The 24,759-nt window shown below is 38.8% G+C and carries 31 protein-coding genes; 4 read left to right on the top strand and 27 right to left on the bottom strand.

Features of this window, described 5'->3' with window-relative positions; all coding sequences use genetic code 11:
- Positions 1–81: 81 nt before the first annotated feature.
- The 6 genes from rsmH to CPRO_RS05450 form a co-directional block, all read right to left on the bottom strand.
- Complete coding sequence (rsmH, locus tag CPRO_RS05475) at positions 82–1,131, bottom strand: 16S rRNA (cytosine(1402)-N(4))-methyltransferase RsmH (protein WP_066048822.1); 1,050 nt, start codon at positions 1,129–1,131, stop codon at positions 82–84.
- Between the two features lie 152 nt (positions 1,132–1,283).
- Positions 1,284–1,517, bottom strand: a complete 234-nt coding sequence (locus CPRO_RS05470; protein WP_066048819.1) for a hypothetical protein — start codon at positions 1,515–1,517, stop codon at positions 1,284–1,286.
- Between the two features lie 260 nt (positions 1,518–1,777).
- The gene (locus CPRO_RS05465; protein ID WP_066048817.1) at positions 1,778–4,318 is read right to left on the bottom strand and encodes an ABC transporter permease; all 2,541 of its coding nucleotides are present in this window, start codon (positions 4,316–4,318) and stop codon (positions 1,778–1,780) included.
- Positions 4,315–4,998 carry an ABC transporter ATP-binding protein gene (locus CPRO_RS05460; RefSeq protein ID WP_066048813.1) on the bottom strand — a complete coding sequence of 228 codons (684 nt, stop codon included), beginning with the start codon at positions 4,996–4,998 and terminating at the stop codon, positions 4,315–4,317. The genes CPRO_RS05465 and CPRO_RS05460 overlap by 4 nt, the downstream gene beginning before the upstream one ends.
- Positions 4,999–5,080: 82 nt before the next feature.
- The gene (locus CPRO_RS05455) at positions 5,081–6,070 is read right to left on the bottom strand and encodes a sensor histidine kinase (RefSeq protein ID WP_066048811.1); all 990 of its coding nucleotides are present in this window, start codon (positions 6,068–6,070) and stop codon (positions 5,081–5,083) included.
- On the bottom strand, positions 6,057–6,743 hold the full coding sequence (locus tag CPRO_RS05450) for a response regulator transcription factor (RefSeq protein ID WP_066048809.1): 687 nt from the start codon (positions 6,741–6,743) through the stop codon (positions 6,057–6,059). Before CPRO_RS05450 ends, CPRO_RS05455 begins: the two co-directional genes overlap by 14 nt.
- Before the next feature lie 306 nt (positions 6,744–7,049).
- On the opposite strand from CPRO_RS05450, the gene CPRO_RS05445 reads away from it, so the two are divergent.
- The 4 genes from CPRO_RS05445 to CPRO_RS05430 all read left to right on the top strand — a co-directional run bounded on the left by CPRO_RS05445 (position 7,050) and on the right by CPRO_RS05430 (position 10,574).
- Positions 7,050–7,673 carry a DUF4397 domain-containing protein gene (locus CPRO_RS05445; protein ID WP_066048806.1) on the top strand — a complete coding sequence of 208 codons (624 nt, stop codon included), beginning with the start codon at positions 7,050–7,052 and terminating at the stop codon, positions 7,671–7,673.
- A 257-nt stretch (positions 7,674–7,930) separates the two neighbouring features.
- Entirely contained in the window at positions 7,931–8,896 is a 966-nt protein-coding gene (locus CPRO_RS05440) for an MBL fold metallo-hydrolase (RefSeq protein ID WP_066048802.1), read from the top strand.
- A gap of 19 nt (positions 8,897–8,915) precedes the next feature.
- Positions 8,916–9,626, top strand: a complete 711-nt coding sequence (locus tag CPRO_RS05435) for a metallophosphoesterase (RefSeq protein WP_143149015.1) — start codon at positions 8,916–8,918, stop codon at positions 9,624–9,626.
- Between the two features lie 432 nt (positions 9,627–10,058).
- A complete protein-coding gene (locus CPRO_RS05430) occupies positions 10,059–10,574 on the top strand; it encodes a VanZ family protein (protein WP_066048799.1) in 516 nt (171 codons plus the stop codon).
- Positions 10,575–10,887: 313 nt separating this feature from the next.
- Here the strand turns inward: CPRO_RS05430 and CPRO_RS05425 are convergent, their stop codons facing one another.
- From CPRO_RS05425 to CPRO_RS05330, 21 genes are all read right to left on the bottom strand, one after another.
- Positions 10,888–12,561 (bottom strand): flotillin family protein, encoded by a 1,674-nt coding sequence (locus CPRO_RS05425; protein ID WP_066048796.1) that lies wholly within the window; start codon positions 12,559–12,561, stop codon positions 10,888–10,890.
- Complete coding sequence (locus CPRO_RS05420) at positions 12,561–13,151, bottom strand: NfeD family membrane protein (RefSeq protein WP_066048794.1); 591 nt, start codon at positions 13,149–13,151, stop codon at positions 12,561–12,563. Before CPRO_RS05420 ends, CPRO_RS05425 begins: the two co-directional genes overlap by 1 nt.
- Positions 13,152–13,686: 535 nt before the next feature.
- Positions 13,687–14,307: an NlpC/P60 family protein gene (locus CPRO_RS05415; RefSeq protein WP_066048791.1), complete on the bottom strand. Its 621-nt coding sequence runs from the start codon at positions 14,305–14,307 to the stop codon at positions 13,687–13,689.
- Positions 14,304–14,657, bottom strand: coding sequence for a hypothetical protein (locus CPRO_RS05410; RefSeq protein ID WP_066048788.1), 354 nt, complete (start codon positions 14,655–14,657; stop codon positions 14,304–14,306). Before CPRO_RS05410 ends, CPRO_RS05415 begins: the two co-directional genes overlap by 4 nt.
- Complete coding sequence (locus tag CPRO_RS05405; protein ID WP_066048785.1) at positions 14,641–14,931, bottom strand: hypothetical protein; 291 nt, start codon at positions 14,929–14,931, stop codon at positions 14,641–14,643. Before CPRO_RS05405 ends, CPRO_RS05410 begins: the two co-directional genes overlap by 17 nt.
- Positions 14,928–15,227, bottom strand: a complete 300-nt coding sequence (locus CPRO_RS05400; RefSeq protein WP_066048782.1) for a hypothetical protein — start codon at positions 15,225–15,227, stop codon at positions 14,928–14,930. The genes CPRO_RS05405 and CPRO_RS05400 overlap by 4 nt, the downstream gene beginning before the upstream one ends.
- 11 nt (positions 15,228–15,238) lie before the next feature.
- A complete protein-coding gene (locus CPRO_RS05395; protein WP_066048780.1) occupies positions 15,239–16,495 on the bottom strand; it encodes a phage tail spike protein in 1,257 nt (418 codons plus the stop codon).
- On the bottom strand, positions 16,495–16,632 hold the full coding sequence (locus CPRO_RS14840; RefSeq protein ID WP_236782342.1) for an XkdX family protein: 138 nt from the start codon (positions 16,630–16,632) through the stop codon (positions 16,495–16,497). The genes CPRO_RS05395 and CPRO_RS14840 overlap by 1 nt, the downstream gene beginning before the upstream one ends.
- Positions 16,629–16,955 (bottom strand): hypothetical protein, encoded by a 327-nt coding sequence (locus CPRO_RS05390; protein WP_066048777.1) that lies wholly within the window; start codon positions 16,953–16,955, stop codon positions 16,629–16,631. Before CPRO_RS05390 ends, CPRO_RS14840 begins: the two co-directional genes overlap by 4 nt.
- A 9-nt stretch (positions 16,956–16,964) precedes the next feature.
- Positions 16,965–18,020 carry a BppU family phage baseplate upper protein gene (locus CPRO_RS05385; RefSeq protein WP_066048774.1) on the bottom strand — a complete coding sequence of 352 codons (1,056 nt, stop codon included), beginning with the start codon at positions 18,018–18,020 and terminating at the stop codon, positions 16,965–16,967.
- A gap of 1 nt (position 18,021) precedes the next feature.
- Entirely contained in the window at positions 18,022–18,606 is a 585-nt protein-coding gene (locus CPRO_RS05380) for a hypothetical protein (protein ID WP_479688670.1), read from the bottom strand.
- A 108-nt stretch (positions 18,607–18,714) separates the two neighbouring features.
- Positions 18,715–20,685 (bottom strand): phage tail tape measure protein, encoded by a 1,971-nt coding sequence (locus CPRO_RS05375; protein ID WP_066048771.1) that lies wholly within the window; start codon positions 20,683–20,685, stop codon positions 18,715–18,717.
- On the bottom strand, positions 20,682–20,915 hold the full coding sequence (locus tag CPRO_RS05370) for a hypothetical protein (protein ID WP_236782355.1): 234 nt from the start codon (positions 20,913–20,915) through the stop codon (positions 20,682–20,684). The genes CPRO_RS05375 and CPRO_RS05370 overlap by 4 nt, the downstream gene beginning before the upstream one ends.
- Positions 20,916–20,962: 47 nt before the next feature.
- Positions 20,963–21,319, bottom strand: coding sequence for a hypothetical protein (locus CPRO_RS05365; protein ID WP_066048766.1), 357 nt, complete (start codon positions 21,317–21,319; stop codon positions 20,963–20,965).
- Between the two features lie 64 nt (positions 21,320–21,383).
- The gene (locus CPRO_RS05360; RefSeq protein WP_200777676.1) at positions 21,384–21,935 is read right to left on the bottom strand and encodes a hypothetical protein; all 552 of its coding nucleotides are present in this window, start codon (positions 21,933–21,935) and stop codon (positions 21,384–21,386) included.
- Positions 21,932–22,285 carry a hypothetical protein gene (locus CPRO_RS05355; RefSeq protein WP_066048758.1) on the bottom strand — a complete coding sequence of 118 codons (354 nt, stop codon included), beginning with the start codon at positions 22,283–22,285 and terminating at the stop codon, positions 21,932–21,934. Before CPRO_RS05355 ends, CPRO_RS05360 begins: the two co-directional genes overlap by 4 nt.
- Positions 22,272–22,688 (bottom strand): HK97 gp10 family phage protein, encoded by a 417-nt coding sequence (locus tag CPRO_RS05350; protein WP_066048755.1) that lies wholly within the window; start codon positions 22,686–22,688, stop codon positions 22,272–22,274. The genes CPRO_RS05355 and CPRO_RS05350 overlap by 14 nt, the downstream gene beginning before the upstream one ends.
- On the bottom strand, positions 22,688–23,005 hold the full coding sequence (locus tag CPRO_RS05345; RefSeq protein ID WP_066048752.1) for a hypothetical protein: 318 nt from the start codon (positions 23,003–23,005) through the stop codon (positions 22,688–22,690). The genes CPRO_RS05350 and CPRO_RS05345 overlap by 1 nt, the downstream gene beginning before the upstream one ends.
- Positions 23,005–23,295: a phage head-tail connector protein gene (locus tag CPRO_RS05340; protein ID WP_066048750.1), complete on the bottom strand. Its 291-nt coding sequence runs from the start codon at positions 23,293–23,295 to the stop codon at positions 23,005–23,007. The genes CPRO_RS05345 and CPRO_RS05340 overlap by 1 nt, the downstream gene beginning before the upstream one ends.
- Positions 23,296–23,312: 17 nt before the next feature.
- On the bottom strand, positions 23,313–24,092 hold the full coding sequence (locus CPRO_RS05335) for a phage major capsid protein (RefSeq protein ID WP_066048746.1): 780 nt from the start codon (positions 24,090–24,092) through the stop codon (positions 23,313–23,315).
- Positions 24,093–24,108: 16 nt separating this feature from the next.
- The gene (locus CPRO_RS05330) at positions 24,109–24,750 is read right to left on the bottom strand and encodes a DUF4355 domain-containing protein (RefSeq protein ID WP_066048743.1); all 642 of its coding nucleotides are present in this window, start codon (positions 24,748–24,750) and stop codon (positions 24,109–24,111) included.
- Positions 24,751–24,759: the final 9 nt, after the last annotated feature.

Here is a 24,759-nt window from a genome sequence, read left to right as displayed (position 1 = left end):
CCGTGTTATGGAAACTAACTTGTTCCAGCACTTTATTCTCTTTGCTCTACTGATGTATTTACACCTTATTTATAAATCTCATCAGGCTTTAATTGCCCATCTCATTTTTGCAGAACGAGCACGACTATTCCTGTTGCATTCTTCCGCAGTGGGTCTGATAACCTCTGTTGAAACTTCACTATAAACCCCAGCTTGCAACAATCTTTTGAAAGACTTTTTCACCATTCTGTCCTCTCCCGAGTGGAACGTTAATATGGTAACACGCCCTCTCTTAGCAAGAACAGTTGGCAGTTTTTCTAAAAATTCAAATAACACTTCAAATTCATTATTTACATCAATTCTTAGTGCTTGGAATGTTCTTTGGCATGATTTCTTTATGCCTTCTTTTATTTCATCCATGGGCAAAAATTGCAGAGCATCTCCTATCACTTGTTGTAATTTTGTGGTGGTAGAAATGTCTTCACCCTTCTGAATTTGCGAAACTATGGCTTTGGATATTATTTGAGCATATGGCTCATCTGAATTTTCAAAAAGCATACCTTCTAATTCTTCCTGGGTAATGGTTCTTAAGCGTTCAGATGCTGAAATACCTTTTTCAGGATTCAATCTTAAATCTAACGGACCCTCTTTTTTAAAGGAAAAACCTCTGTCTGGATTATCTATTTGCATCGAAGACACACCTAAATCAGCCAAAATAAAATCAAATAAACCTGCCTCCCCAGTAACCTCATCCATATTGGCAAAATTTAGATTTTTGGTGGTTAATATATCTGGGCCATACCCTAAACTTGCCAGTCTCTCTGTGGTTTTTGAAATTTCGATAGGGTCAGCGTCAAGGGCATACAAATGACCCTTACCATCCAAACGCATTAACATTTCCTGTGTGTGCCCACCATAACCCAGGGTTGCATCCAAACCAGTTTGACCCGGTAAAATATTTAAAAACGTCATGATTTCGTTCACACATATAGGGATGTGCATACCAGCAGGTGTGTTTCCTTTTTGAATGACTTTTGCGATGGTATCACCATATTTTTCCGGTTGAAGCTCTTTGTACTTCTCACTATAGTTGCGGGGATGGGCACCCTTATATCTGACACGTCGCCTATGTTCTTTTTCCTGATTTTCCATGAATATATACGCTCCTTTTTAATGACCTAATGATTTTTATTTTAGTTCCTTTTCCTATTCATAAAAAAAGAGCCAAAAATCCTTAGCTCTTTTATCATAGCATAACTTTGAATTTAAGTATAATCAACATAACTAATTTATAAGCAGAGCCTTTAGATAGTGGAATCATAAATTACCGCATCATCCTCAATATCAAAAGCGCCTTCATCATTGCCAACCATAAAGGTACCACGAACAGCAAGTCCATTGAAAAATTTAACGATACAATCACCATTTTCACGGGGGAATTGTCCAGTGTTTACATCAAATAAATCAAAATTGCTCATAAAATGTTTCTTATCATCCAATGACAAGCTGCCCCAAGTTCGTCCTAAAAAATTTTCCATACACGTACTTCCTTTCTCATAAATTATCCATCACTTGTACAATCATTAAACTATGCAAAGTATCATTTTGTCAAGAAAAAGCAATAAAAACCTCTCTTTCAATACGGATAAACCATTTTTAAAAATCTCTCACCACAATATGGTTCTATCAAAAAGAGTTCCCTTCTAAAATTTGTAGGAGCTCTTTTATGTTGGCAACATGGATAAATTGCTTTTTCAAATATCTAGGCATATAAACTTAAAGTCATAAAGGTTTTTCATTAAGACATATCATCCCGAAGGGCATCAATAATATTTTCTTTTTTTATCTTATTTATTGCATAGAGCATGGTGATAAATACAATGAAAAGCACACCAAGCACACTGATTGTCATACTCTTCCAAGGGAATATAAATGCAATGTTCCCACCACCAATCACCATGCCTTTATAAATAAGATACGAAAGGGCTCCTGAAAGGGGCAAGCCCCAAAGCATTGTCCGACCTCCGTAAAGAACGCATTCAAAGCACATCATCTTGTTGAAATCTTTATCTGACATCCCCACAGAACGAATCATAGCCAGTTCCCGCCTACGCAACTTAACATTCGTGGATATTGTGTTAAAAACATTGGCGATGCCAATCACTGTAATCATGGCAATAAAAACAACGGAGAACAAGTTTACTATAAAGGATAAATTACGGTTTTGCTCCAATATCTCATACAAATTGTACAAATTATAAAAGGGAGTTATATTTGCGCCTTCAATGATTTTTTTCATTTCAGCTGTAGATCTTCCGGGGTTCTCTGATTGAAAGGTCATACCCAGTTTCGTGGGCTTTGCCGTATTATTCAGGGCATCAAACTGTGGTTTCACTTCATAAGGGGCAATTATCATCAGTGAATATCCCGACCACTCACCCGGGTCCGATGGCAGTAAATCAGGGTAGTCTTTTACAAAGGTAGCACGGAGATTTTTTGTCTGTTCCCCATTTTTGGAGGGCAATATAAACTCCATAGGCTGTTGTTGCGTATACCAATGCAGGGGAAGTATACCTGCCATAATCATATTTTGATCCTGCCCGGTGTATTCTGTCTTAGATAGCCCAAGCCCCTTCAATAGATTTTCATAAACTCCGTTCTCTATGAACTGAACATCCAACTTTACTTCTACGGTTTCACTCATTCCATCATAACCAATAAGGTCACCAAACTCATTTAAAAAAGTTCTGGGCAAATCACTTACATTGAGCACACATGAATAAGTAGAAAGTGCCTGATAACTACTCTTGGTAACACCCTCGACAGTTTTTATCTCATCATAAAGCTGAAACAGGTCGCCTTCTGCCATATCCCTTGAATAAAAACAGATATCATAGTTCTCGCTAACCATGGCGGAACCCTCCCCAATCTGCTTTAAATAGGTTCCAAAAGAATTTGCTGTAACAAATAGCACAACACTTAAAGTAAGAGACAGAATAATACTACGATAACGGCGTTTGTTTCTTTTGAAATTTTTCAATGCCAGTATTTCTTCCAAACCATAAAAGCGTTTTACAAACTTTGAGATTTTTATAGCTTTCCCTTCCACCTTCACTTCGTTTGTTTGGCGGATGCATTCCATTACAGGGGTTCTGGCGGCCTTCTTCGCCGGAATATAGGCAGAAATTAAAATAGTGATTAGACTGATTACTGCCGCCCCAATCAGCACAGGAATGGACACCACCAAGGCCAAAGGCACAGTATCATACATTGCATTTGCAAAATTCTTTGCCACAAGGGCGAGCACAAAACGAATGCTCGGAATCCCAACCAAAATCCCCAAGGGAATACCCACTGCCCCCACGCAAAGTCCCTCAAATAGCACAGAATTGAGTAACTGTTTTTCCGTAGCACCCACTGACATAAGAATTCCAAACTGGTGCATCCGTTCATTTAATGAGATGTTGAATGAATTATATATTAAGAACACCGACCCCAACATGACCAAAGCAATTAAAATACCCACAATGGAATACAGAAGAACTGTTATCATTTTCTCTCCTGAAAGACCCATAAAGCGCAATACATCATCGTTTAAAACATGACGATACTCATCAGAAATACTATCTATATAAGAATGTACTTGATATGGATTTTTCAGAGTAATGAAGACGGTAAAGCTATCTGATGGGACCGCATCCCCTGTGGTGATTATTGTATAGCCAGGTGCGGCATATTCCTCTATTGCCGGCCGCTGGCAGATACCCACAACCTTATATGTCTTCTCTGTTTGAGATACCAGGGTTTCTTCTCCTGCACAATAGGCGTCGTGCTGACTGAGTTTTTGGTCTCCCTTTATACGATCACCTACGGAGAGGCTGAGTGTGTCCCCCACCAAAATATTTACACCACCGTTTGCCGTAATATGAGCAGGTATCAGCACCTCACTGCTATTCTCTGGCAATCTGCCTGAAATCAATTTCATAGGTAATTCTTTTAAGGCTTCTTTGCTCCATCCTGTTACAAAAAGGTAGGGCTTATCTGGATTTAATCCTCCTTCTAGAGGGGCATATCCAATGTTTTTCAGTGCAACAACACTTTCCACACGGCTATCCTCCCGTTGTTCAGATAAAAAAGAGGAATCCCCATTGGGTATTGCAACATGCCAATTTCCATATTTGACAGCGGCGCCGTTAATCATATAATTTTGCAGAGATACAGCAAAGGTAGCCACTGATGTAATCATTGCCGCTGACAGGATAACCCCGACAATGGTAACTAAGGTTCGGGTACGGCTTTTTTTCAAGCTTTCCATGGTGATTTTATGAAAGATATTCATGGCCGCACCCTCTCATCTCTAGCTACTTTGCCGTCGGCTATGCCGATAATGCGGTCTGCTTGCAAGGCAATATTTTCATCATGGGTAACAAGAATCAGCGTCTGTCCATATTTTTGATTGCTTTCTTTCAGCAGTTTCATAATTTCATGGCCATTTCGACTATCTAAACTACCTGTCGGCTCATCAGCAAGCATGACTGCCGGAGCATTCATCAAAGCCCGTCCTATGGAGACCCGCTGTTGCTGCCCCCCCGAAAGCTGATTTGGCAAATGGTTTTTCCGCTCTTGTAATCCCAGCATTTCCAACAGGTCATTCAGCCTTTCTTGATTGACCTTTCGTTTATCCATTAGGATAGGCAATGTAATGTTTTCAACCACATTTAAAGTTGGAATGAGGTTATGAAACTGGTAAATCAATCCCACCTGCCGTCTGCGGAAAATAGCCAGCTTTTCACTGCTTTGATCATAGATATCCTGCCCCTCCAAATATACCTTTCCCCCAGTAGGCACATCTACACCACCGATACTGTGAAGCAAAGTAGATTTACCTGAGCCTGAGGAACCAATAATTGCTGTAAACTCTCCTTTTTCAATGGTAAGTGAAACATGGTCAAGGGCAGTAACCTTATTTTCTCCCTTCCCATAGACCTTAGATAAATTTTCAATTTTCAAAAACTCCATTATGTGAGTCTCCTTTCTCATGGTTTACCCATATAATAGAACCTTCAACTTACATTTTCGTGACTTTTAAGTGAGAGATTTGTCACTTTGGAAAACGAAGGATAAATTCTGCTCCCCCCCGAGGATGGTTCTTTCCGGTAATTGTTCCTCCCTGACGTGTTACAATTATTTTACAAAGAGCCAACCCAATGCCATATCCTGTTGCATTTGAATTTTTTCCCCGATAAAACCTGTCAAATAAACAAGGTAAATCATCCGCTTCAAAGCCTTTACCATTGTCGTGTATGATAATCTGTATAAACAATGGGGTATCGGTGCAGATTATCTCAATCTTCCCATTATCGCCTGTGCTTTCCATACAATTCTTGAGAATATTCTGGATTGCTTCTGAAAGCCAACCAGCGTCCCCCTGAAGGAGAATACCCTTTGGTACATCTATCTGCAAGTCAATATTATGTAACTCCATAGATATTAGGAAGGGACGAGTAGCATCACGAATCAGTTGGTTTATCTCTATCTGTTCCCTTTGAAAAACAACAATGCCCGCATCCAATCGGGATATTTTCAACAAAGATGTAAGCAACCAATCCATCCGCACAAGCAATTCCTCTGCTTCTCTTAGGAACGCTTTTCTCTTGGCTTCATCGGGTTCATTGGCTGATAATGACAAAATGAGGTTTACAGATGTGAGCGGGGTGCGTAGTTGATGGGCTATGTCCGCCAATGAATCAGCAAGGTGCTCTTTTTCTTTTTTTAACCCCTCGTTCTGCTCCCGAATATGAGATGTCATTTTTGTAATCTCACTGTGTAAAATTGACAGCTCACCCTCATCCGATTCACCGATATATAATTGCTCAGCATTATGTAGCACAAGATCGATTTTATTTGAAATTTCAGCAATCTTTTTGTACCTGGTTTTGGTAAACGCGAAAAAAGCTGCGCCAAAGGCAATGGAAAATAGCATGGCAAGAATGCCTGCCTCTTTGTTCATTACAAAGCCTACTATTACAGCAATAATGGCAATCAAAAAATATAAAATGGCAAACTGCCGAAACTCTCTATTTCGAAGCATTCTCGTCCCCCAATCTATACCCTGTCCCACGAACAGTCAAAATTATTTTTGGACTTGCTGGGTCGTTCTCTATCTTCTCCCGCAAGCGTTTGATATATACAGTCAAAGTATTGTCAGTAACAAACTCTCCCGCTGCATCCCATAATTCGTCAAGGAGCCTGCCCCTTGTGATAATGCTCTTTGGATTGCTTACAAACAGTAATAACAAGCGATATTCTAAAGCCGAAAGGAAAACCTCGGAACCGTTTTTCGTCACCACGCCCCTTGCTGTGTCCACACGGAGCCCTTGAATTTCAAAATCGCTCCCACTACGCTGATCTTTACGCAATGCTCGTTTCATACGTGCAATGAGTTCACGGGGACGAAAAGGTTTGGTGATATAGTCTTCCGCACCCATGTTCAACCCAGTAACGACACTCGCCTCATCACCTGAAGCCGTCAAGAAAATAATAGGTATATCCCCCTTTTGTTTAATTTCAGTATAAATTGTAAAACCGTTTCCGTCAGGCAAAGAAATATCTATCAATGCCAAGTCAAATGTATTCTCTAAGATTACAGCAAGGGCTTCTTTTCGTGTAGGTGCATGAGTGACTTTGAATCCCTCAGATTGTAATAAAAGCATAAGGTTTTTTGCAATTGCTGTGTCATCCTCCACCAAAAAAATACGTTTCACTCTTTTTACCCCATTTCTTTATTGCTTATTGAGCATCAAAATTACAACATTACGGACGGCAACAAATCATATATCTCGGATTATTGCAGCCTAATTTTTTGACAATATGTATTTGTATGAGATTAATTTATCTTTGCATTTCTTTCATTTATTTAGCTATTTTTTACTATATAACTAATTCACATTTTTTTCAAATATAAAAAGTATTTTCTGTTTTCCTTTGTTTCCATAAACCCGTAATGGTTTTCACAGAGACAAATCTTCTAACATATTTTATACCATACTGCTATTTAGGAGCGATGAAATATGTATGCCAATAATAAATATAACCAAAGACAAATGCCAATGGGTTACGTACGTGTCATTCACACTGTACCCGGCGCGCCTAATGTTGATGTATATGCAAACGATAAGAAAATTGTTAGTAATCTCGCCTATGGTAAATATACAGATTATTTGTCTATACCTGAGGGGAAATACAAGATAAGCCTATACCCTGCTGGAAAAAAAGATTCTCCCATTTTATCCGATATGTTGACTGTTAATAACGATTCTGTTATGACGATAGCCGCCCTTGGAAATCCTGATGATATAGAGCTTTGCAGCATTGCTGATGCCAATGAAACGAGAAAACCAGACAAAGCTATGATACGCTTTATCCATCTTTCGCCGAATGCCCCTGCCGTAGACATTACATTGCCAGATGGAACAGTTCTTTTTAACAATGTTCCGTTTGCACACCTTACAAACTATATTGATGTTATGCCAATGAATTACACACTGCAAGTTCGTGTTGCCGGAACTGACAATGTTGTTCTTACAGTACCTAATGTAAAACCGGAAGCAAATAAATTCTATTCTGTTTATGCAATCGGTTTAGTCGGTGATACTCCTGCCCTGCAAGCATTATTCGTGCAAGATGGCAGATAACCTGAAAGCATAATTATACTAAAAACCTTCAAACCAAGTGATAATATACTCGGTTTGAAGGTTTTTCAACAACGAAAGCATGTGCAACATCATACTTTATCAATAAAGAATTCAATTATATTCCTTCTGCACTTAGCAGCTACAATTTACTACTTTACATTATGGTATTAGACAGCAGTGCTATGCAGAAGGTAATTGGTATGATATAATGAAAAGCATATCTTTCTACAAAAAATGTTGAGTTAGGAGGGAGTACTATGCTAACAAAAGTAGCTGATAATATTTATACAAAAGTAGTACCATTACCCAACAACCCCTTGCGAGAAATCAACTCCTATATTATAACGGGAAGCAAAAATCTTTTGATTGATACAGGCTTTAACAGACCCGAGTGTGAAGAGGCTTTAATGAGCGCCTTTACAGAGCTTGGAATCGTCAATACAGATTTATTCATCACCCATTTGCACTCAGACCATTGTGGTCTTGTGCCAAAATTCGCCACAAAATCAAGTACAATTTTTGCCAGCGAAACAGATGGAGAACTCATAAACTTTGAAGTAGGAAATCTTTATTGGCGAATGTTAGATGATTTATTTATAAAATATGGCTTTCCCAAAGCAGCATTTGGCAGGAATACAGATATTCATCCAGGTAGAAAATACTGCCATGATGCAAGAGTAGATTTTACATATGTTGCAGAGGGTGATGTATTAAAATACGGAGATTATGAGTTTGAGGTTGTTTTGACACCCGGCCATACACCAGGACATGCCTGTTTATATGATGCAAAGAAGAAAATATTGTTTTGTGGCGACCATATTTTAGGTACTATCACGCCAAACATATGTATAGAATTAGGTGTCGAAAATCCCTTAAAGGACTATTTGGATAGCCTTGCAAAAATAGAAAAATTAGACGTCCAATTATTGCTCACAGCCCACGGAACACCAATAGAAGATATGTATGGGCGAATTAAGGAATTACAAAAACATCACGAAGAAAGATTGGAAGAAGTAATGCAGGTTTTAGGTAACCAGTGGAAAACAAGCTACATGGTTGCTAGAGATATGACCTGGGAAATAGACTGTAAGGACTGGGATGATTTTCCTCAACCTCAAAAATGGTTTGCAACAGGTGAAGCCATTTCTCATTTACAATACCTTTTTTTCACGGGAAAAATTGCGCGTGAAGAGAATAATGGAATCTATTATTATAAAAAATAAATACCTTTGGGGGGAGTGTATGTCAGGAAGAATTTTAATTACAGGAGATAAACATGGGACTTTTCTTCCTTTGTTTAACCTTGCTGAAAAAGTAGAATTAAAGGATAGCGATATTTTAATCATTGCTGGCGATGCAGGCTATGTTTGGAATGAAGATTTTTCTTATGGAATTGAAACATTACAGCAAATTTTCCCGGGCACAATCGCATTTATTGATGGAAATCATGAAAATCATGCTTTGCTAAATGGTTTGGAGATTTGCCAATGGAGTGGTGGAAAAGCGCACCAAATAGGAGAACGGGTATATCACTTAATGCGTGGTGAAATTTACTCTATATATGGAAACAACTTTTTCACCTTTGGCGGTGCTCGCTCTATTGATAAAGATAGGCGTGAAGAAGGCATAAGCTGGTGGAAAGAGGAAGAACCCTCACCTGAGGAAATCGAGTATGGCCAAAAACAGCTCGTTGAAAACTATAACCAAATTGATTATGTGATAACTCACGAAACTCCTTTATTTGCCAGAGAGTGTATTTCTCGTTTAAAACAAATTGATGGAGATTACCACTTACCCACTCATCTTCAGGAGTGGTATCATTTCATTTTAGGTTCTCAAAGATTTAAAAAGTGGTATTTTGGCCATATGCATGTGGATCAAGCCATAACGCCGAAATTAAGAGGCGTACATGCAGATATTTTGCCGATTGATGAAGAAAACTCTATTTGTTAAGACTCAGCGTCTCTTTTGTGGATAATAGCATATCGCGATTTTTTTAGTATTATTAAAAGGCAGAACCGGGTTTTTGGTTCTGCCTTTCTCTAAAAATTCTGTAAAAAAATATATGGAATAGCCATACAATTGCATTGTAAAAGCTATTGTTTAAAATAATAATGAACATTTGAAATTAACAATTGGGGACTTCATTAATGCAGATAAGTGGAAGAGGATATTTTCCCTTGCAAACTAAACTCCAAAAAGGAAACCAAAGAAAATTATAAAAATCTTAGGAAAATCTGAAATAATATAATAATCAACTTTGATATAATAAATGAAACTTAATTGCTCTGAAAGAAAAAAACTACAATCCAAATGCTGGTCTTGGGTGACTCGGAGTGAAAATAAAAGTTACTTAAATATCATGCAGAAAGGAAAATGGATTCTATGGACAAAAAAAGTAAAGTCAAAACTTTTGCTTCATTGCTTTTCGTACTTTATTTAATAATATTGGTATGGATTATACTATTTAAACTACAATTTAAATTGAGTAGTATGGATCATGTAAGAATTGTCAACCTAATACCATTTCATTATACGAATGCTGTTGCCGAACTATTTCAAATTAGGGAGATCAGAGACAATGTTCTGATTTTTATTCCTTTTGGCGTTTTGCTTTCTATGCTGGCTCCAAAAATGAAGTTGCGAAGTAAACTCTTCATCATTTTTGGAACAAGTTTTGCTTTAGAAGTGATGCAGTATATTCTCTCTATCGGAGTTACGGATATTACGGACTTAATAACTAATGTATCTGGTGGACTAATCGGTATTTTTTTATATACAGTTTTACTTAAGTCCGTAAAAGATAAGCAAAAAATTGATACAGCTATTTCTATTTTTGGAGGAATCATTGCGGTTTTATTCTCGGGATTAATGTCTATTTTGCTATTGGCAAATTGCTAGAGAGCGTTTCAAGTTTTGTATAAACTTAAAAATCCGAATTAAATATAAGGTTAGTTACTGAAGGGCAGAGCCGATTTTAGCTCTGCCCTTACCTATATTATAATTTTCTTGCAACTCATACTCTAACTCTAAGAATTTAAATCTTTCAGAAACAAAAAACCTCCAAACTGAGCAATTTCATATGTCACCAGTTTAGAGGTCTGCAAAATACTATTTGTTACTTAGCATTATAAAATAATCTCTTTCTAAGCCAATAAATAAATATCACCTATCACGGACAAATCACAATGATGTTATTAATGAGACACTTACACTATAAGAATCGTTTATCAATCTCCTCCGGCTCAGAAACCTGGTCATCCGTATCCACGGATTCAACAATCTCAACGGATACTTCTGGATCTTCAATAACTACTTCTGTAAGTGTTTCTCCATCAAAAATATTGTCCTTAATCACTGCTGCTGTTCCAGCAATAGCTACCGCCTTTTCCTTATCTGTTAGTTTATCAAGATTAAAGTTAATATTCTTATCCGTCTTGCCAGCATAAGTATTGGCTTTCATGACCTCTGTCATATCAAATCCTAATACATCTTTCATACCTTCCGTAACAGCGGTTAAGCTTCCCAGAGCCATTTTTGTCACATCTGTTGCACTACCTCCAGAACCTTCTCCGCCACCAATAATCGTTATCTTGTCAATTCTGCTCATTGGTTCTGCAATTGCTCTGGCTATTTCAGGAAGTTTATCAATCACTATGTCAATAATAGCGGCGTTGCCATATTTAGCATATGCCTCTGCCTTCTTTTCCATAGCTTCCGCTTCCGCAAGACCCCTTAATTTTATTGCCTGGGCTGTGGCTTCACCTGTTTTTTGAATCATTGCAGCCTCTGCTTCCGCATTTAGCTTCTTAGCCTCTGCATCAGCCTCAGCAGCCTTAACCGTCTTAATCTTATCAGCCTCTGCTTGTAACTCTGCTTTTTGCTTTTCCGCTGCAGCGGGGTTTACAACTGTCTCAAGCAATTCCTTTTGTTTACGCTCTGCTTTTCTTTCTGCAAGTTCAGTGTTCTTAATTGCAGCAGCAATCTCCACTTGAATTTCGGCCTCTTTTACAGATTTCTGTCTTTCTTCTTTTAAAACAGCCGCATCCATCTCGGTATTAATAACTTCCATATTAGTAATATTTTGTTGGATCTCATAAGATGCATCTGTTTTAGCCTTAGCCAACTGTCTCTGCTGTTCGTATTCTAAAACCTTAACGTCTGCCTCTTTCTGGGCTTCTGCAATCTTGGCATCTGCTTCCAATTGAGCAGCTGCACCCAGTCTCTTAGCCTCAGAAGTTTTAATCTGTGTTTCTCTTAAAGCATCAGCCTCTGCTATCTGGGCATCTCTTTTAATTCCCGCTATCTGAGGTTTACCCAACGCTTCAAGATATCCATTCTTATCTGAAATTTCTTTAATGGAGAAAGACTTTAATTCCAGACCTAATACATTTAACTGTTCTGCGGCTACTTCCAGAACTTTTGATGCAAATTTATCTCTTTCACTATATATTTCTTCTACAGTAAGGGTGGCTATTATTTCTCTAAGCTTGCCTTCGGAAACGTCTTTTGCCGTATCAATAATCTTTTCTTTTGTAACGGCAGAGGTCACATCATTAAACTGTTCCATTGCCATTAATATGGCTTCCTCGGTATTTTGCACTTTAATTACGACAATGCCTTCTGTATTAATAGGAACACCATGTCTAGTCATTGCATCTTGCATGGCAATTGGGAAACGCACGTTTTGCAATGAAATATAGTCGATTCTTTGGAGTACGGGAATGACAATAACACCACCAGCGGTAACCACTTTCTTCTTTCCAAGACCGGTTACAACTGCTGCCTTATCTGCCGGAACCTTTTTCCATGCAGTTAAAATAACTAAAGTAATCAAAATAATACCTAAAACGACCGCTCCTACGGTCAAGAGCAATGAATCAAACATCAAAATTCCCCCTTCTTTTCTTTACAGACAATTGCAACGCCATTCTCCTTCAATTCCAATATTTGTACGGTTTCTCCATAGCCAATGGCTTCGTTATCCTTTGAAGCTGCTGTATAATTCAAAGTTATCCTATCTACAATAACTACAATTTCTCCAAATCCGGATTCAATAATAGAGCTGGTGACTCTAGCAGACTTTCCTATTATCTCTTCGGCTTTCGGAGATGAAACTCGATTTCTTTTAAGCGGTATAATAACAAATTTGTTCATTACTACGGCAAAAAAATACCCAGCTGCAATGGCAATTAACAGGCTAATCTTCTCACTCACAAAAAATAGAGAAATAAGACCTCCACCGCCAAATAAAACAAGAAATGATAAAATAGCTAATGAGCTCAGCGGTAACCATGTGCTTGCAAAATTCATATCAGCATCAAAGTCAAAATCAATATCCGTACCCATATGAAGCCCAATGGATAAAACACCCATTATCAAATCCAATATTGGTACAATAATTCCAATAACTAGGGATGCTGTGTATATTTTTTCCAGCGAGCTAAGGGTTTCATAACCTGCTAAAAGCTCTTTCATTTTGCACTGTCCTTTCTAATGTGATTGTTTTTTCCATAATAACACATTTTCCAATATTTTGTAATAGTTTTTTACAATTTTTGCAAGATTCATGTTGCAGTAAATGATTTTAGGTTTAAACCGATTCAATTATATCTAATAAATTTATTTTTAAAAAAAGAGCAATATTATCTTTATTCTTTCAAATAGTAAAATAGACTACAATAAACAATGCCTGTATATTTGCTTTACCAATCCATCATAGATTCTTATTCAAACGTATATTCATTTAAAGGTATTGAATTGCATAAAAAATAACCTTCAAATACGCTTTATACACCGAAAATGTAAAAATATCGTAATTGAAAGTTATTTGTATATCGACTTAGATAAATCTTAGTTTAGAAAAATCTTAAAAACTATTTATTCATCCCAATTACCCTGACTTTTTTACATGCTTTTCTATAGTGTTTTTTACTGCATTTACTGCAAAATCTACCCTATTCTTTTATAAAAATATCGGCTTGAAAAATTTATAGTACGTTTTTAGTACGCTCTATTTTCTTTCCAGTGTTGGTACACTGCCCTTATTTCCAACCTTTAACCCCAACAACTCCGCAATATCTCTAGTCTTAATATATGTAACCCCATCCTTACGAATCATATCCACTTCGCATTCCTTACCATTTACAATAATCTTTTCTCTTGTTACCACTTCATCATCCCTTTCTACATAATTAATATAATCCATCAATAACCAATGGGTGAAGTTATTCTTGCTTAGCGGTACCTCTCTTACCCCATAAGCCGAGCCATCCGCAGCTATGTAATATGGCACACCATTTTTTACACCGGTGTAAATGCCCACGTGACCTTTCATCCATACCAACGCACCTATAGGCGCCTGTTTAATTGTACTTATAAGCTCCTTTTTGATTGCCCTATCAAATAGTTGGGCAGAGCCTAAAACAACCCCAGAAGCCCATGAAATCAGCCCGGAGCAGTCCACACAAACCTTACCCACTTTACTTTCATCAGAATCCCAAACACACTTTTTCCCGTATTGACCCTGCAGATAGTTGAAGTTGGTTCGTGTCATTACTGTGCCCTTCATACCGTATACATAGGGCGTCCCTAACTTAGAACGTGCAAAAGCCACTAATTCCTGTCCTGTCATGCCACATCCCCCCTCACCACTTCTCGAATTGCCTTATTCTGTGTCAGCATGATGCGCATTTCTTCCAATGCTACATCTACCCAACCAGAAAAAACGGTAAATGAAATCATTCTGGCCACCGCTGGAAAACGTGTGATAAATAAATCATAAACATACCTTAATTTAAGTTGCCCTGTACCATTGCCTAGGGCTTTCTCGGCTTCGATGCAGGCGTATAACAGCCACTCTTTGATTGTTTCTATCTGCTTCGCTGACGGAAGTCCATAAAAACGATAAATGGCTATAGCAACCACCATTGCTACCGCCAATATTGCAACCACAATAAACCAATTTTCAACCAGCCACATCATTATAATTCTCCTCTCTGGATACGACGGAATCATAAACGACCCCACCTGCTGTATTTTCTCTCATGCTTTTCATTGTGTACCCTGTTTTACTTACGCCCCATGCCGCCCAGGGAAGCGATACCATTGCAGTAAGCCATGGGAATGCTGAATCTGCGCCACGAAATACACTATAGTAGGCAAGTCCGATAACGCCTAGTGTGTTCACCCACAATAGAGCCATCTCCATCAGCATAATTCTTTTAGAAAACTCACCTTTTACATTTCTTCGTCTCAAGGCAACCGCCCCCCACTCAGCAGATAGCCGACCACCGCCCCCACTACAACAGTAATCACCCGCTCCACGATGCTTTCCCACCGTTTGGCAGGCTTTTCGGCCAGCGTTTTCACATCCGCTTTAATCTCTCCCACGTCCTCTTTAATGTACTCCTGTTCTTTCTGCATCACAGAAAAAGAGTTGGTGAGCTGTTCCAGGTTGTCCTGGCGTTTCTCCATAGAATCTAGCCGGTGTTTATTACTCTTGCTCCTTTGGTCAACCTCAATCAGCTTTTCTGAAATTTCATCCTGATTCATAAATTCCCCCCTTATACTCTGTTGCCATTTGTATCTAAAATTGTTTTGTAGGTACCCTTTATCCCAGTGCTGCTAAACCTTAACCCGCTGTTGCCAAAGTGATATATCTTTGTTGCCGTATCTATGGAATTGGTATCTATACAGATATAAAGACCCTGACTTGTTATAGTAGCAACTCCATTAACTAAATTAATTACTTGTTTTACCTCCGTGGACGCACTTACAGCTGTGGAAAGGCTCTTCTCCCCGCTGGTAACAGAGGAAGTCAAGTCCGCAACAAAGTCTCCCAATTCCACCTCATTATATTGTTCAAGTAAGCAATCCCACTCATAGGAAATGACCTTTGCTTTTTTGTGGAATCCCATTTTTACATTTGAAACCGTCACCACATCCCCCAGCTGGACCTCTTCCAAAACAGCATACTCCTTGTATTCCTCCGTTTCGGAAAGCATCTGAAAATTGGCCTTTATGTTCACCTTTGGTAAATCGCACCCCTCATTAAATAAAGCTTGAACAGCCCCGGGTAATTCATAATAAGTCAAACTGCTATCCTCGAATACATGGATTTTGGGGTAGCGGTAGCTACTAATATATGGGCTATCCCGATACCCTCCCGACATGGCCACCCCATCTTTTCCATAGGCGTAGATTCTTGTTGCCACCTCTGATATATCTTCGCTAATTTCAAGTCCTACAAGATTTTTGCCGTACCGAATGGCAACGCCCCGATCCTGACCAATAGAAGTTTTCATAGAAACAGTAAAGCTGTCCCTCAGAATTTCCCCGCCAAAAACCTTTATAAAACTACTTGCATCTTCATCATCACTGAGCAATGCGGCTATGGGGTTTACTTTGCTTGCAGAGACTGAACCTGTCCCCGACATATTGGTTGAAAAGGTAAAGGGCATGGAGAATGCAAAAGCGTTTTTTATGGCATTTAATACACTTTGGGGTGAGCCTGATACACTCACGCTCAAGCAGAGATTATCCAGTAAATCATAAAAGATATGTCGGGCATTTACTTGAATTCCATTCATATCTGGTTTGATGTGATAAATGCGAAAGGGCTGTTTTCCACGGGGTGTGGATGCAACAAGAATTCGCTCCTTTTCAATATCCTCCCATTTCCCCCACTCATCATAAGGGTGTTCCATCTCCAATTCATACAGGCCGTTTAACTCCTCTTTTACAGTACAAAGGCTCGGAAGCAATGCCCCCAAGCCCAAAGTATCAAATGTTGTGCTATTCTTTTCATGTATGGTAATCATTAAACCACCTCATACTCCTGCCCTGTGATTTCTGCAAACTGCTCTGCTGTGATTTTGCCACTTTTTACGAACATGCCTACATTCTCAGCAGAATAAATCTGAGAATCAAAATACCGCTTTACAATTTTATAAATCATCTCACCACCCCCTGTTGATTCAGCAGTAATTCTGCTAATGTTATATCAATTTCTGTCTGCTTGCTTAGAATCAATTGCTGATTTAACAGCATTTCAGCTTGTAGGACTTCATCTTCTATGAGTTCCATTGGGTCTGGCTCCAATTCTGGAATAATAGGTTTATTTGCTTTGTATTCTTCTTTCGTTATTTCCACTATTTCCTCTGACGGAATATTGTTTACTTCATATTTCAAAAATATATATCCTTCATAAGAATAACTTTCTTCGTATACGCATCCAGCTTTTATTTCTGGAAGTACATTTCCTTGTTTTTTATAATACATAATAGCCTCCTATTCGTATAAAGCATAAAAAATTCTTATGTTTCTTGTTGAGGTGGGGTTGTAAGTTATGGTTAAGTTATTATTAAATTCTATAACTGAAAAATGTTGTCCAGAGTATCCTGAATATGAGCTTGCTTTTAGAATTTCCATATCGCTCATCGAGGTAGTCAAATACAACCAAGCCATTGCATTCCCAGAACTATAACCCATCGTGTTAGTATACGATTTACCATCAACGCTAATTGTTATACTGTCAGAAATATTAACTGATAATGCCGTTACGCTATAAAATAAACCAGCCCCATTAATTACTGTTGTGTTGTTACTGCTTACTCCTGCAGTTACAGACGCCATCTTCCTTGATAAAAACATTTGCTTTTTGTTGATTAAAGCATTTGCTTTTGCCATTAACGTTCCTGCCGTTGCCGTTCCGCCTATGTCCGCAGTATTTCCCAACCTCTGCACAACCCCATCCACAGAGTTGTTATTGATTGCATTCTGTAGCAGTGTGGTTAAATCCTCGGAAACATAATTGCAAAGGTATTCCCAAGCATCCCACATGGTATCAATGGTAAGCTGCCCTGCAATCTCCCCCGGAACACCGATATTTTGCACCATGGTAGTCATTAAATCATGGGCTTCGTAAAGATTCTGATATAGCACCACCAATGCGCCATATTCGTTACTGCTCTCCACAGCTCCTGCAGAAATCAGACTTTTCACTATATGTATCTTAAAGGGCTGTGTGCTCAGAACCTCCACATTGTTCTTGAACAAAATAATCTGCACTTCCAAATCCTGTGCCAATACCAACGCCTGAGAAGTTAATTCAAACTGGCACCTTCCTACGGTTGCGTTGGTAATGGCTCCGTTGTTATAAAACTCCATCCCATCAGCCTTTTTCCCATATATTCTAACCTCGTGCCCTGTGAGGTTAATTGCTGTACTGCCGTCTAACAAAACAATGTCCAAATATCGGCTTTTGGCATCATTTTGCACGGCTGTAATAATACTTGTTACTTCTTTATTTACATCAATCTCTAATTTCTTATAGACTTGCGCCATCTTATAACCATCTCCAATTCGGTTTTATTTCTAATCTTGTTACACTTCCCGTCCAACTGATTGTATTCGCCCCCTCTTGAAATTTAGGGAAATCCAACGCTGAAAAGGAATTGTTTTTATTTGTACTATCCTTATAAACTTCTTGAATCTCACTGTTGATAGTGACATAGCCATCAATCTCTGAAATTGCATAGGCAGTGCCATGAATTGTGATTGTCACATTCCCTGTACCATAAACTGTGATAATTGGTTCACTGTAAATGGTTCCTTGATTATAGATAGTGGTTGCTGTTGTCAAAGTTATTTCTTCATCAGCCTTATCCACAGAATACTTGAAGGGAAAGCAATCAAACTGTACTAGGAAATCATTCAAATTCAGCAGAATGTTATTAAAAGGTATCTGGTTCTTGATGAATGCCCGATATACTTTATCTGGTTCACTGCTGAAAATAACTTCACCATAACCATTCAGCCAAGCACAAACATCATCAATACGGCTTCTGTCCATCACCTGACATTCGGCTTCTTTTGTATAGTTTTCATATGTATTGGTATCCTCATGTAAGATACCGTTACGCCCTGCAATTTCAATCTCATTGACTTTTTTGTTGGTTTATAAATAGAGGGTGCTTTTAGCATAACCACTCCCATATCAAGGGAATTTATCCCTTTGAACGTAAAATATTGATACACCTTAAGCACCTCCTGTAGCTAATTTCTTAGATTTCCTGTAAAATTCCATTTCTCTCATTAAGTCTCCTGTAGTTCTGCCGTTGCTGTTCTCAACTTTTTCAATGTTTACAATAAAGTTTTCCGTCTTGCTTCCACCGTTTTCTCCATTGCGGTATCTATCGGCTTCGGCTTGTGTCAGTACCATTTCCCCTTTGTGTAGAATAGACTTATACCCATCAAAGGGAACATAGGACAAGCCGTTTCTATGGCTGCCGTCTGAATTGTCATCGTCCTCCGACATTTCACTTTTACTTTTTCTCCAGAATGTTAATTTATCTGTAAGCCAAGAAACCTTTTCATCTACCCAGCCTTTTATATTTTCCCAAACTTCTTTAATTCCGTCCCAAACACCTGTGAAAATTGCCTTACCTGCATTCTTGAAATCCTGAATCTTATCATGGATGGCTGTCTTTATTTCTTCAACCTTCGTAGAGATTGTAGTTTTGATGTTTTCCCAAACCTCAGAAATTTTTGCAAACAACTCTTCACATTTCTGTTTTACGGTATCCCAATTCATATACAGAGCAACACCAGCGGCAACCAATAACCCGATTGCAGTTACTATCACCCCAAACGGATTTGCGGCCATAACCGCATTTAATGCTGCTTGTACCGTTGTTGTACCTGTGATAGCGGTTTGCACTGCTGTAAATAAAGGAATTACTGTATTAATCACATTGAATGCAACAAACCCAGCCACCGCACCCGCTAAAATAGGGATAATAATATTCAGATTATCCGTTACAAAGGTAATGGCAGCTCCTACATTATCCATAATTCCTTGAAAGGTTTCTTGAATTGAAGGCATATTTTCTTGTATGTAGTTAGCAAACTCATTCAGCTTTGGTAAGAGCTTTTCCCCCAAAGGAATCATTAAACCCACTTCCATTTGTCTACCAACACCTTGGAAGGCATTTCCTAAGCTATCATACTTAATTTCCTTGATTTGGTTCATGGTATCCACTGTACCATTAAAATAATCTGACATTTCCATTGCGCCTAATATGGCTTTATCGCCCACATCTTCCCACATAGTACCGAAAAGATTAACCCCTGCAATGTTTCTTTGTACAGGGTCATCAATACTATTTAGGGCTTCCGTAACTTTCCAGTAGGCTTCTTGCGCACTTTCACCGCCTTGTGAAAATTTGTCCTGCATCTCCTGTGCATTCAACCCTAAAATGCTAAAGGCTTCATTTGTTGTGTCACTACCATCCTTTACACGGATACCAAACTCTTTGAAAGCATCACCAACTTTATCAATGTCAAAGACGCCTTCCATTGCCCCATCATGGAATACATTGAACATGTCCTCAGCACTAAAGCCAAGCTGTTCAAAATGTACCGAATATTCATTGATACTATCCAGTAAGTTTCCATTTTTGTCTAAGCCATACTGAGAACCTTGGGCAATTAGGTTAAAAGCTTCTTCCGAAGTAATACCAAACTGCTTCATCATCATGTCGGCAGCTCTGGTGCTTTCCTGCACCTCATACCCAAAAGTATCACGAAGGGCAATGGCATTTTCCGTCATATCTTCCAACTCATCCCCCGCCAGCCCCGTTTGATTCTTCACCTCTGCCATTGCTGTGGCAATATCCTCAAAACTTTCACCGTAATTATTTGCATAGATATTTTTAAGGGATTGCTCTAGCCCTTCCATTTCGGTATCTGTTGCGCCTGTCTGTGTTTGGAGGGTATTAAAAGATTGCTTTAATTCATCAGCCTTTTTGACACAATCCACCACAGCATCCGCAGTCTTTTTGATAGCTGCACCAATAGCAAAACCAGCTGCTAACTTTTTCAATGCATCTTTTAAACCAACACTTTTCCCATCTGCATTTTCAACTTTACCACTGAAATTTTCTAGTTGTTGGGTACTGTCTCCGCTATCAACCTGTATTCTAGCAACCAAAGCACCTAAGTCAATCATTTATTGTCACCTCCGAACCGTTCCTTTAATTTACCCCTATCAGGTGTCGTTTGCTGTAAAAGCCAACAGTCCTCCAGATACTCTTTACCTTCCTTAGATTGCTTCATATCGTGAATGAACGCATCTCTAAAAAGTTGTTTATAGGTATCCATTCCAAGGCTTAAGCATTCATCAAAATTTAACCCTGAATAATCGGATACTTTTTTTAATTCCTCTGTTTCCGTTGTCAAGTATTCCTTGACTTCCTCCCCTGTATCAGAGGGCATATAGGGGAGAACTATTCCCCCATTTTCAGATTTTTGTAATAATAATCAAAGTATTCCTTTAATACCTCAAACAAAATATCATAGGGGATTTTCTCAATTTCACTTTCTGTGATTTCAAGCAATTCTTTTTTCTTTGTGAGCTTATGAAAGAAACCTTTCTTTTCAATAGTTACAGGCTCTCGTCTGTTGAAAATACGGAACAAAAGGTTATACAATAATGTCTGTGCTGTTTTTTCGTCCATTTCCTTATTTTGCATATCAAAGAAACTAAGCTCCATAGCTCTGGTAGGTTTCTGCAATTTCAAAATACTACCGTCAAGCCATTTTACTTCATATAGTTCGGTTGAAGCTTTCTGCAAATCTAGCATTTATTTCACTCCTTTTTTTAAATAGAAAAGGGACACCATTTTTATGGTATCCCCCTTTAGTCATTTACGCTGTAATACCGCTATCTTCTTCCTTATACAGAATCAGAGTTCCTTCGTTATCCTGTGGCTGCGCTTTAAATTCTGCGTTGATAACCGTTTCCTTATCTTTAGCAAATGCAAGTTCAAATCCAGCTTCATTGCTGCCGACAATTGTAATACGAATATCACCGTCCACCGCATCCTCATGTACAAAATGGATTACATATTTCTTTCCGTCGTGATTACCAGCACCGCCAATTTTCACCGTTCTAATTTTCTTGGTTGTATCCTCCGTTACTCTCGCTGTAGAGGAAAGTTTTTTCAGTGTATTGCCATTCCATGTCATGACACCCGATTTTAGAATTGCTTCTTCATCAGCAATCATTTTTTTAGACACTATGCCTAAATCATCTTTGGCTTCATAGAAACTAGGTTTATAGCTCAACGTTGCACCACCCTGAATGTATCCCAAAAGTTTAGTTTCGACTTCCAAAACGGCATCTTCAGGTAAAGTACCAGTAAATTCATCGATGTACAGTTTGCCACTGCCTAATACAATTTTTTTCACATATCTCACGCCCTTCTATATCTACTTAAAACAATAAAATTGGCCTTAAAATGAAAAGTATTTGTCTCAAGGTTTTCAAGACTTCCACCGCCATTTAAGGCCACATTAAGAATACTATCCGTTAGCTGTTCATCCCCTTGGGTAATCAAAAGGTTTTTCACATCTTCAAGGATTTTTAACCCCTTTTCCATGCTTTTTGAAATAACCGTTACTTCCAGCCTGTTTTGCTCCTTTATCTTGTCACTTGTCAAGGGGATAAAATTATAAACGATGCAATCCTCTATTTCAGTTGTCCCAAAAGGTTTTACAGGGTATCCCAAGGGTCTTAGAATACCTACCAACTCATTAAGTACCATCATCCAAGCACCCCTCAAATTCTCTCAAGATATCATCCATACTTTCATCAACAGCCTTTTGTAAAAACGGGTTTGGGTCTTGCCCTTTTGTACTGTGGAAGTTGCCCTCTGCATCCCGATAAACCCAAGGCACATTTCTACGGCCTTTCCCATCTTTAGCATAAAGCCCTGTTCCTTCATGCACATAGGGTGCATATTCTGCATTGCTGCCAATGTATCCCGTAAAGGTTCGGTCAGATTGTTCCACCCTATGCGTAATGCTGCCACGCAATGTACCATCATCCGACGGACAATTATCAACGGCCTTATTTTCTATGCCCTGACATGCCCCTTCTAAGGCCGCCATAACACTGTTTGGTATGGTTTCAGCTATTAGCTTCTTAATATTCAAGCTAATCTCATTCATTAAATCACCGCCTGTAATAGGTACTGAGACAGCCTTGTAAGCTCATTAATACTTTTAATAAAGTACCCTGCCCCTTCACCATCCTTCGGCACCAGCTTATATTGCTTTTTCAAATCTAAGCCTTTATGGGAAGATACCCCTAAATACTGACAGTCCTTATACCGTATATCATCGTTTACCCTGCCCATGGAATTAAAGTGTATTGCCACCATGACCTGACATAAAAATTCATAGTTGTCAATCATGCTGCCATATTCATCCTCTATGGGATTATTGATATAAAGGGCATGGGGCTTCATTCTGCCATTCAGTGACATTACAAAGCACCCCATTTCTTTTTAAATCTGTCCAGCTGCATTCTAATTTCCTGCGGGAACCCATCGACATAGCTTTCGCTTGCACCGCTATAGCCCTGAGAAGATAACCCCTCAGAGCCTAAACGGTTGATTTTAAGCACTGCTATATCAACGGCGATATTATCATACTTTGTGTCATAGCCCAGATTTAAATAGGATTCTATTTCACCCTTGGCCTTATTCAGCATAAGACTGATTAAAGCATCATTGGCATTGCCAGTGATAAGCTTTACCTGTTCTGCAAGTTCCATTTAATCAGCCCCATTCCTTAAGCTTTCTTTGTGAGCTTCACGCTATAGGTTTCGTCTACCAAAGCCATAACTCCATATCTTGAATATACAACCTTATTGTCTTTTGTTTCTACGTCTCTGTCCTGTTCCACGGAACCCTCTTTTTTTACAAAGAACTTAATCGCATCCTTCTTTGTGATATAAGCAGTACCAGCGGGCACAAGCTTAGAAAACAATACAGGCAAGCCACAAATAGCACCAAACTGACCTGTATAGAGGATTTCGCCCTGTTTGCTGGAAATGAAATCGCTGTCTTTTCTGATTTTCGCCCGTAAGTCATTACCCATGATAACAAACATATCTTCTTCTGTTTCCTTGTCAAGGTTTGCCAATGCATCAACAATGGCGGCATAATCAAAAACTGTGTACTCAAATTCATTTGTGATTTTTTCCAGCTCCGCAAAGTATTCCGCCTTAATTTCATTTGCCATAATAGTGGCAGCTCCACTTGTGGCAACGTCCAATACATAAGGGTCTTTCATGATATCCATATCGTTATATTCAAAGGTCTGCTGGTATCTTTCTACCGTATATTCAGTAGGCGTGAAGGCAACACCACCGGTAGTAGTATTTTTTTCACCTTTAGCAAGCTTTTCCACTGCACCAGTGTAGGTATATTTGTTTACAATTTTCTTTAATCCTGCACTTTCAGCAAGGGAATAGTCCATTGTCATAAGGGAACGGGCATCCACCTTTGTATTTACCAAATCGGTCATTTTATTTTCAATTACAAAACTTTCATAGCCTGTCATAGCCATTATTCATCATCCTTTCTTATCTCTTGGTTAATTCGTCATAAAGTTGTCTGTTGTTTTTCGCTACTTCGGCCTGTTCGGTTAGTGGCATCTTAGAGAATTGTTCCCTCGTAATGCTACCGTCAAGCCCAGCCGTTGAGCTTTTAGGGGTAGTGGCTCCTGATTTAAGTCTTGCATCAACTTCCTTTTTCAGCATGGCCTTGAAAATCTTATCCAGGCTTTCTATTTTTTCAAGGCATTCCTCTGTATCGTCCGTTGTTACAACAAAGTCCACAAGGTTAGCATCCAGCCCCCTGTTATTTAAAACCTTGCTGATTTCTGCCTTGGTGTTAGAAAGTCTAAATTTAGAAAGCTCTTCTTCCAATTCAGAAATACGCTGGTCTTTTTCAGCCTGCCCTCGTGCTTCTTCATCAAGTCCCACTAGACTTTTTTGTTTGCTCAATTCCTTTTCATACTTTTTTTGCTGTGTTTTTAAGGCTTGCTGAACTCTCTTATCCGATTCACTTTGAATAAGCTGTAAAACCTCATCCTTGGTATAACTGTCCTTGCCTATTCCGTCATCTTGGTGAAGTCCTTCCCCCTCACCAGCTCCGCCACCTTCGCCTGTTCCCGAATCAGCAGCAAAATATTGCAAATTCAATCTAAACATATTTCTTTTCATTTAATTTTC

It is taken from the genome of Anaerotignum propionicum DSM 1682, from assembly GCF_001561955.1.
Taxonomy (GTDB): Bacteria; Bacillota; Clostridia; order Lachnospirales; family Anaerotignaceae; genus Chakrabartyella; species Chakrabartyella propionicum.
Note: the sequence above shows the minus strand (reverse complement) of the source record. Positions and strands in the feature narration are given on the sequence as shown.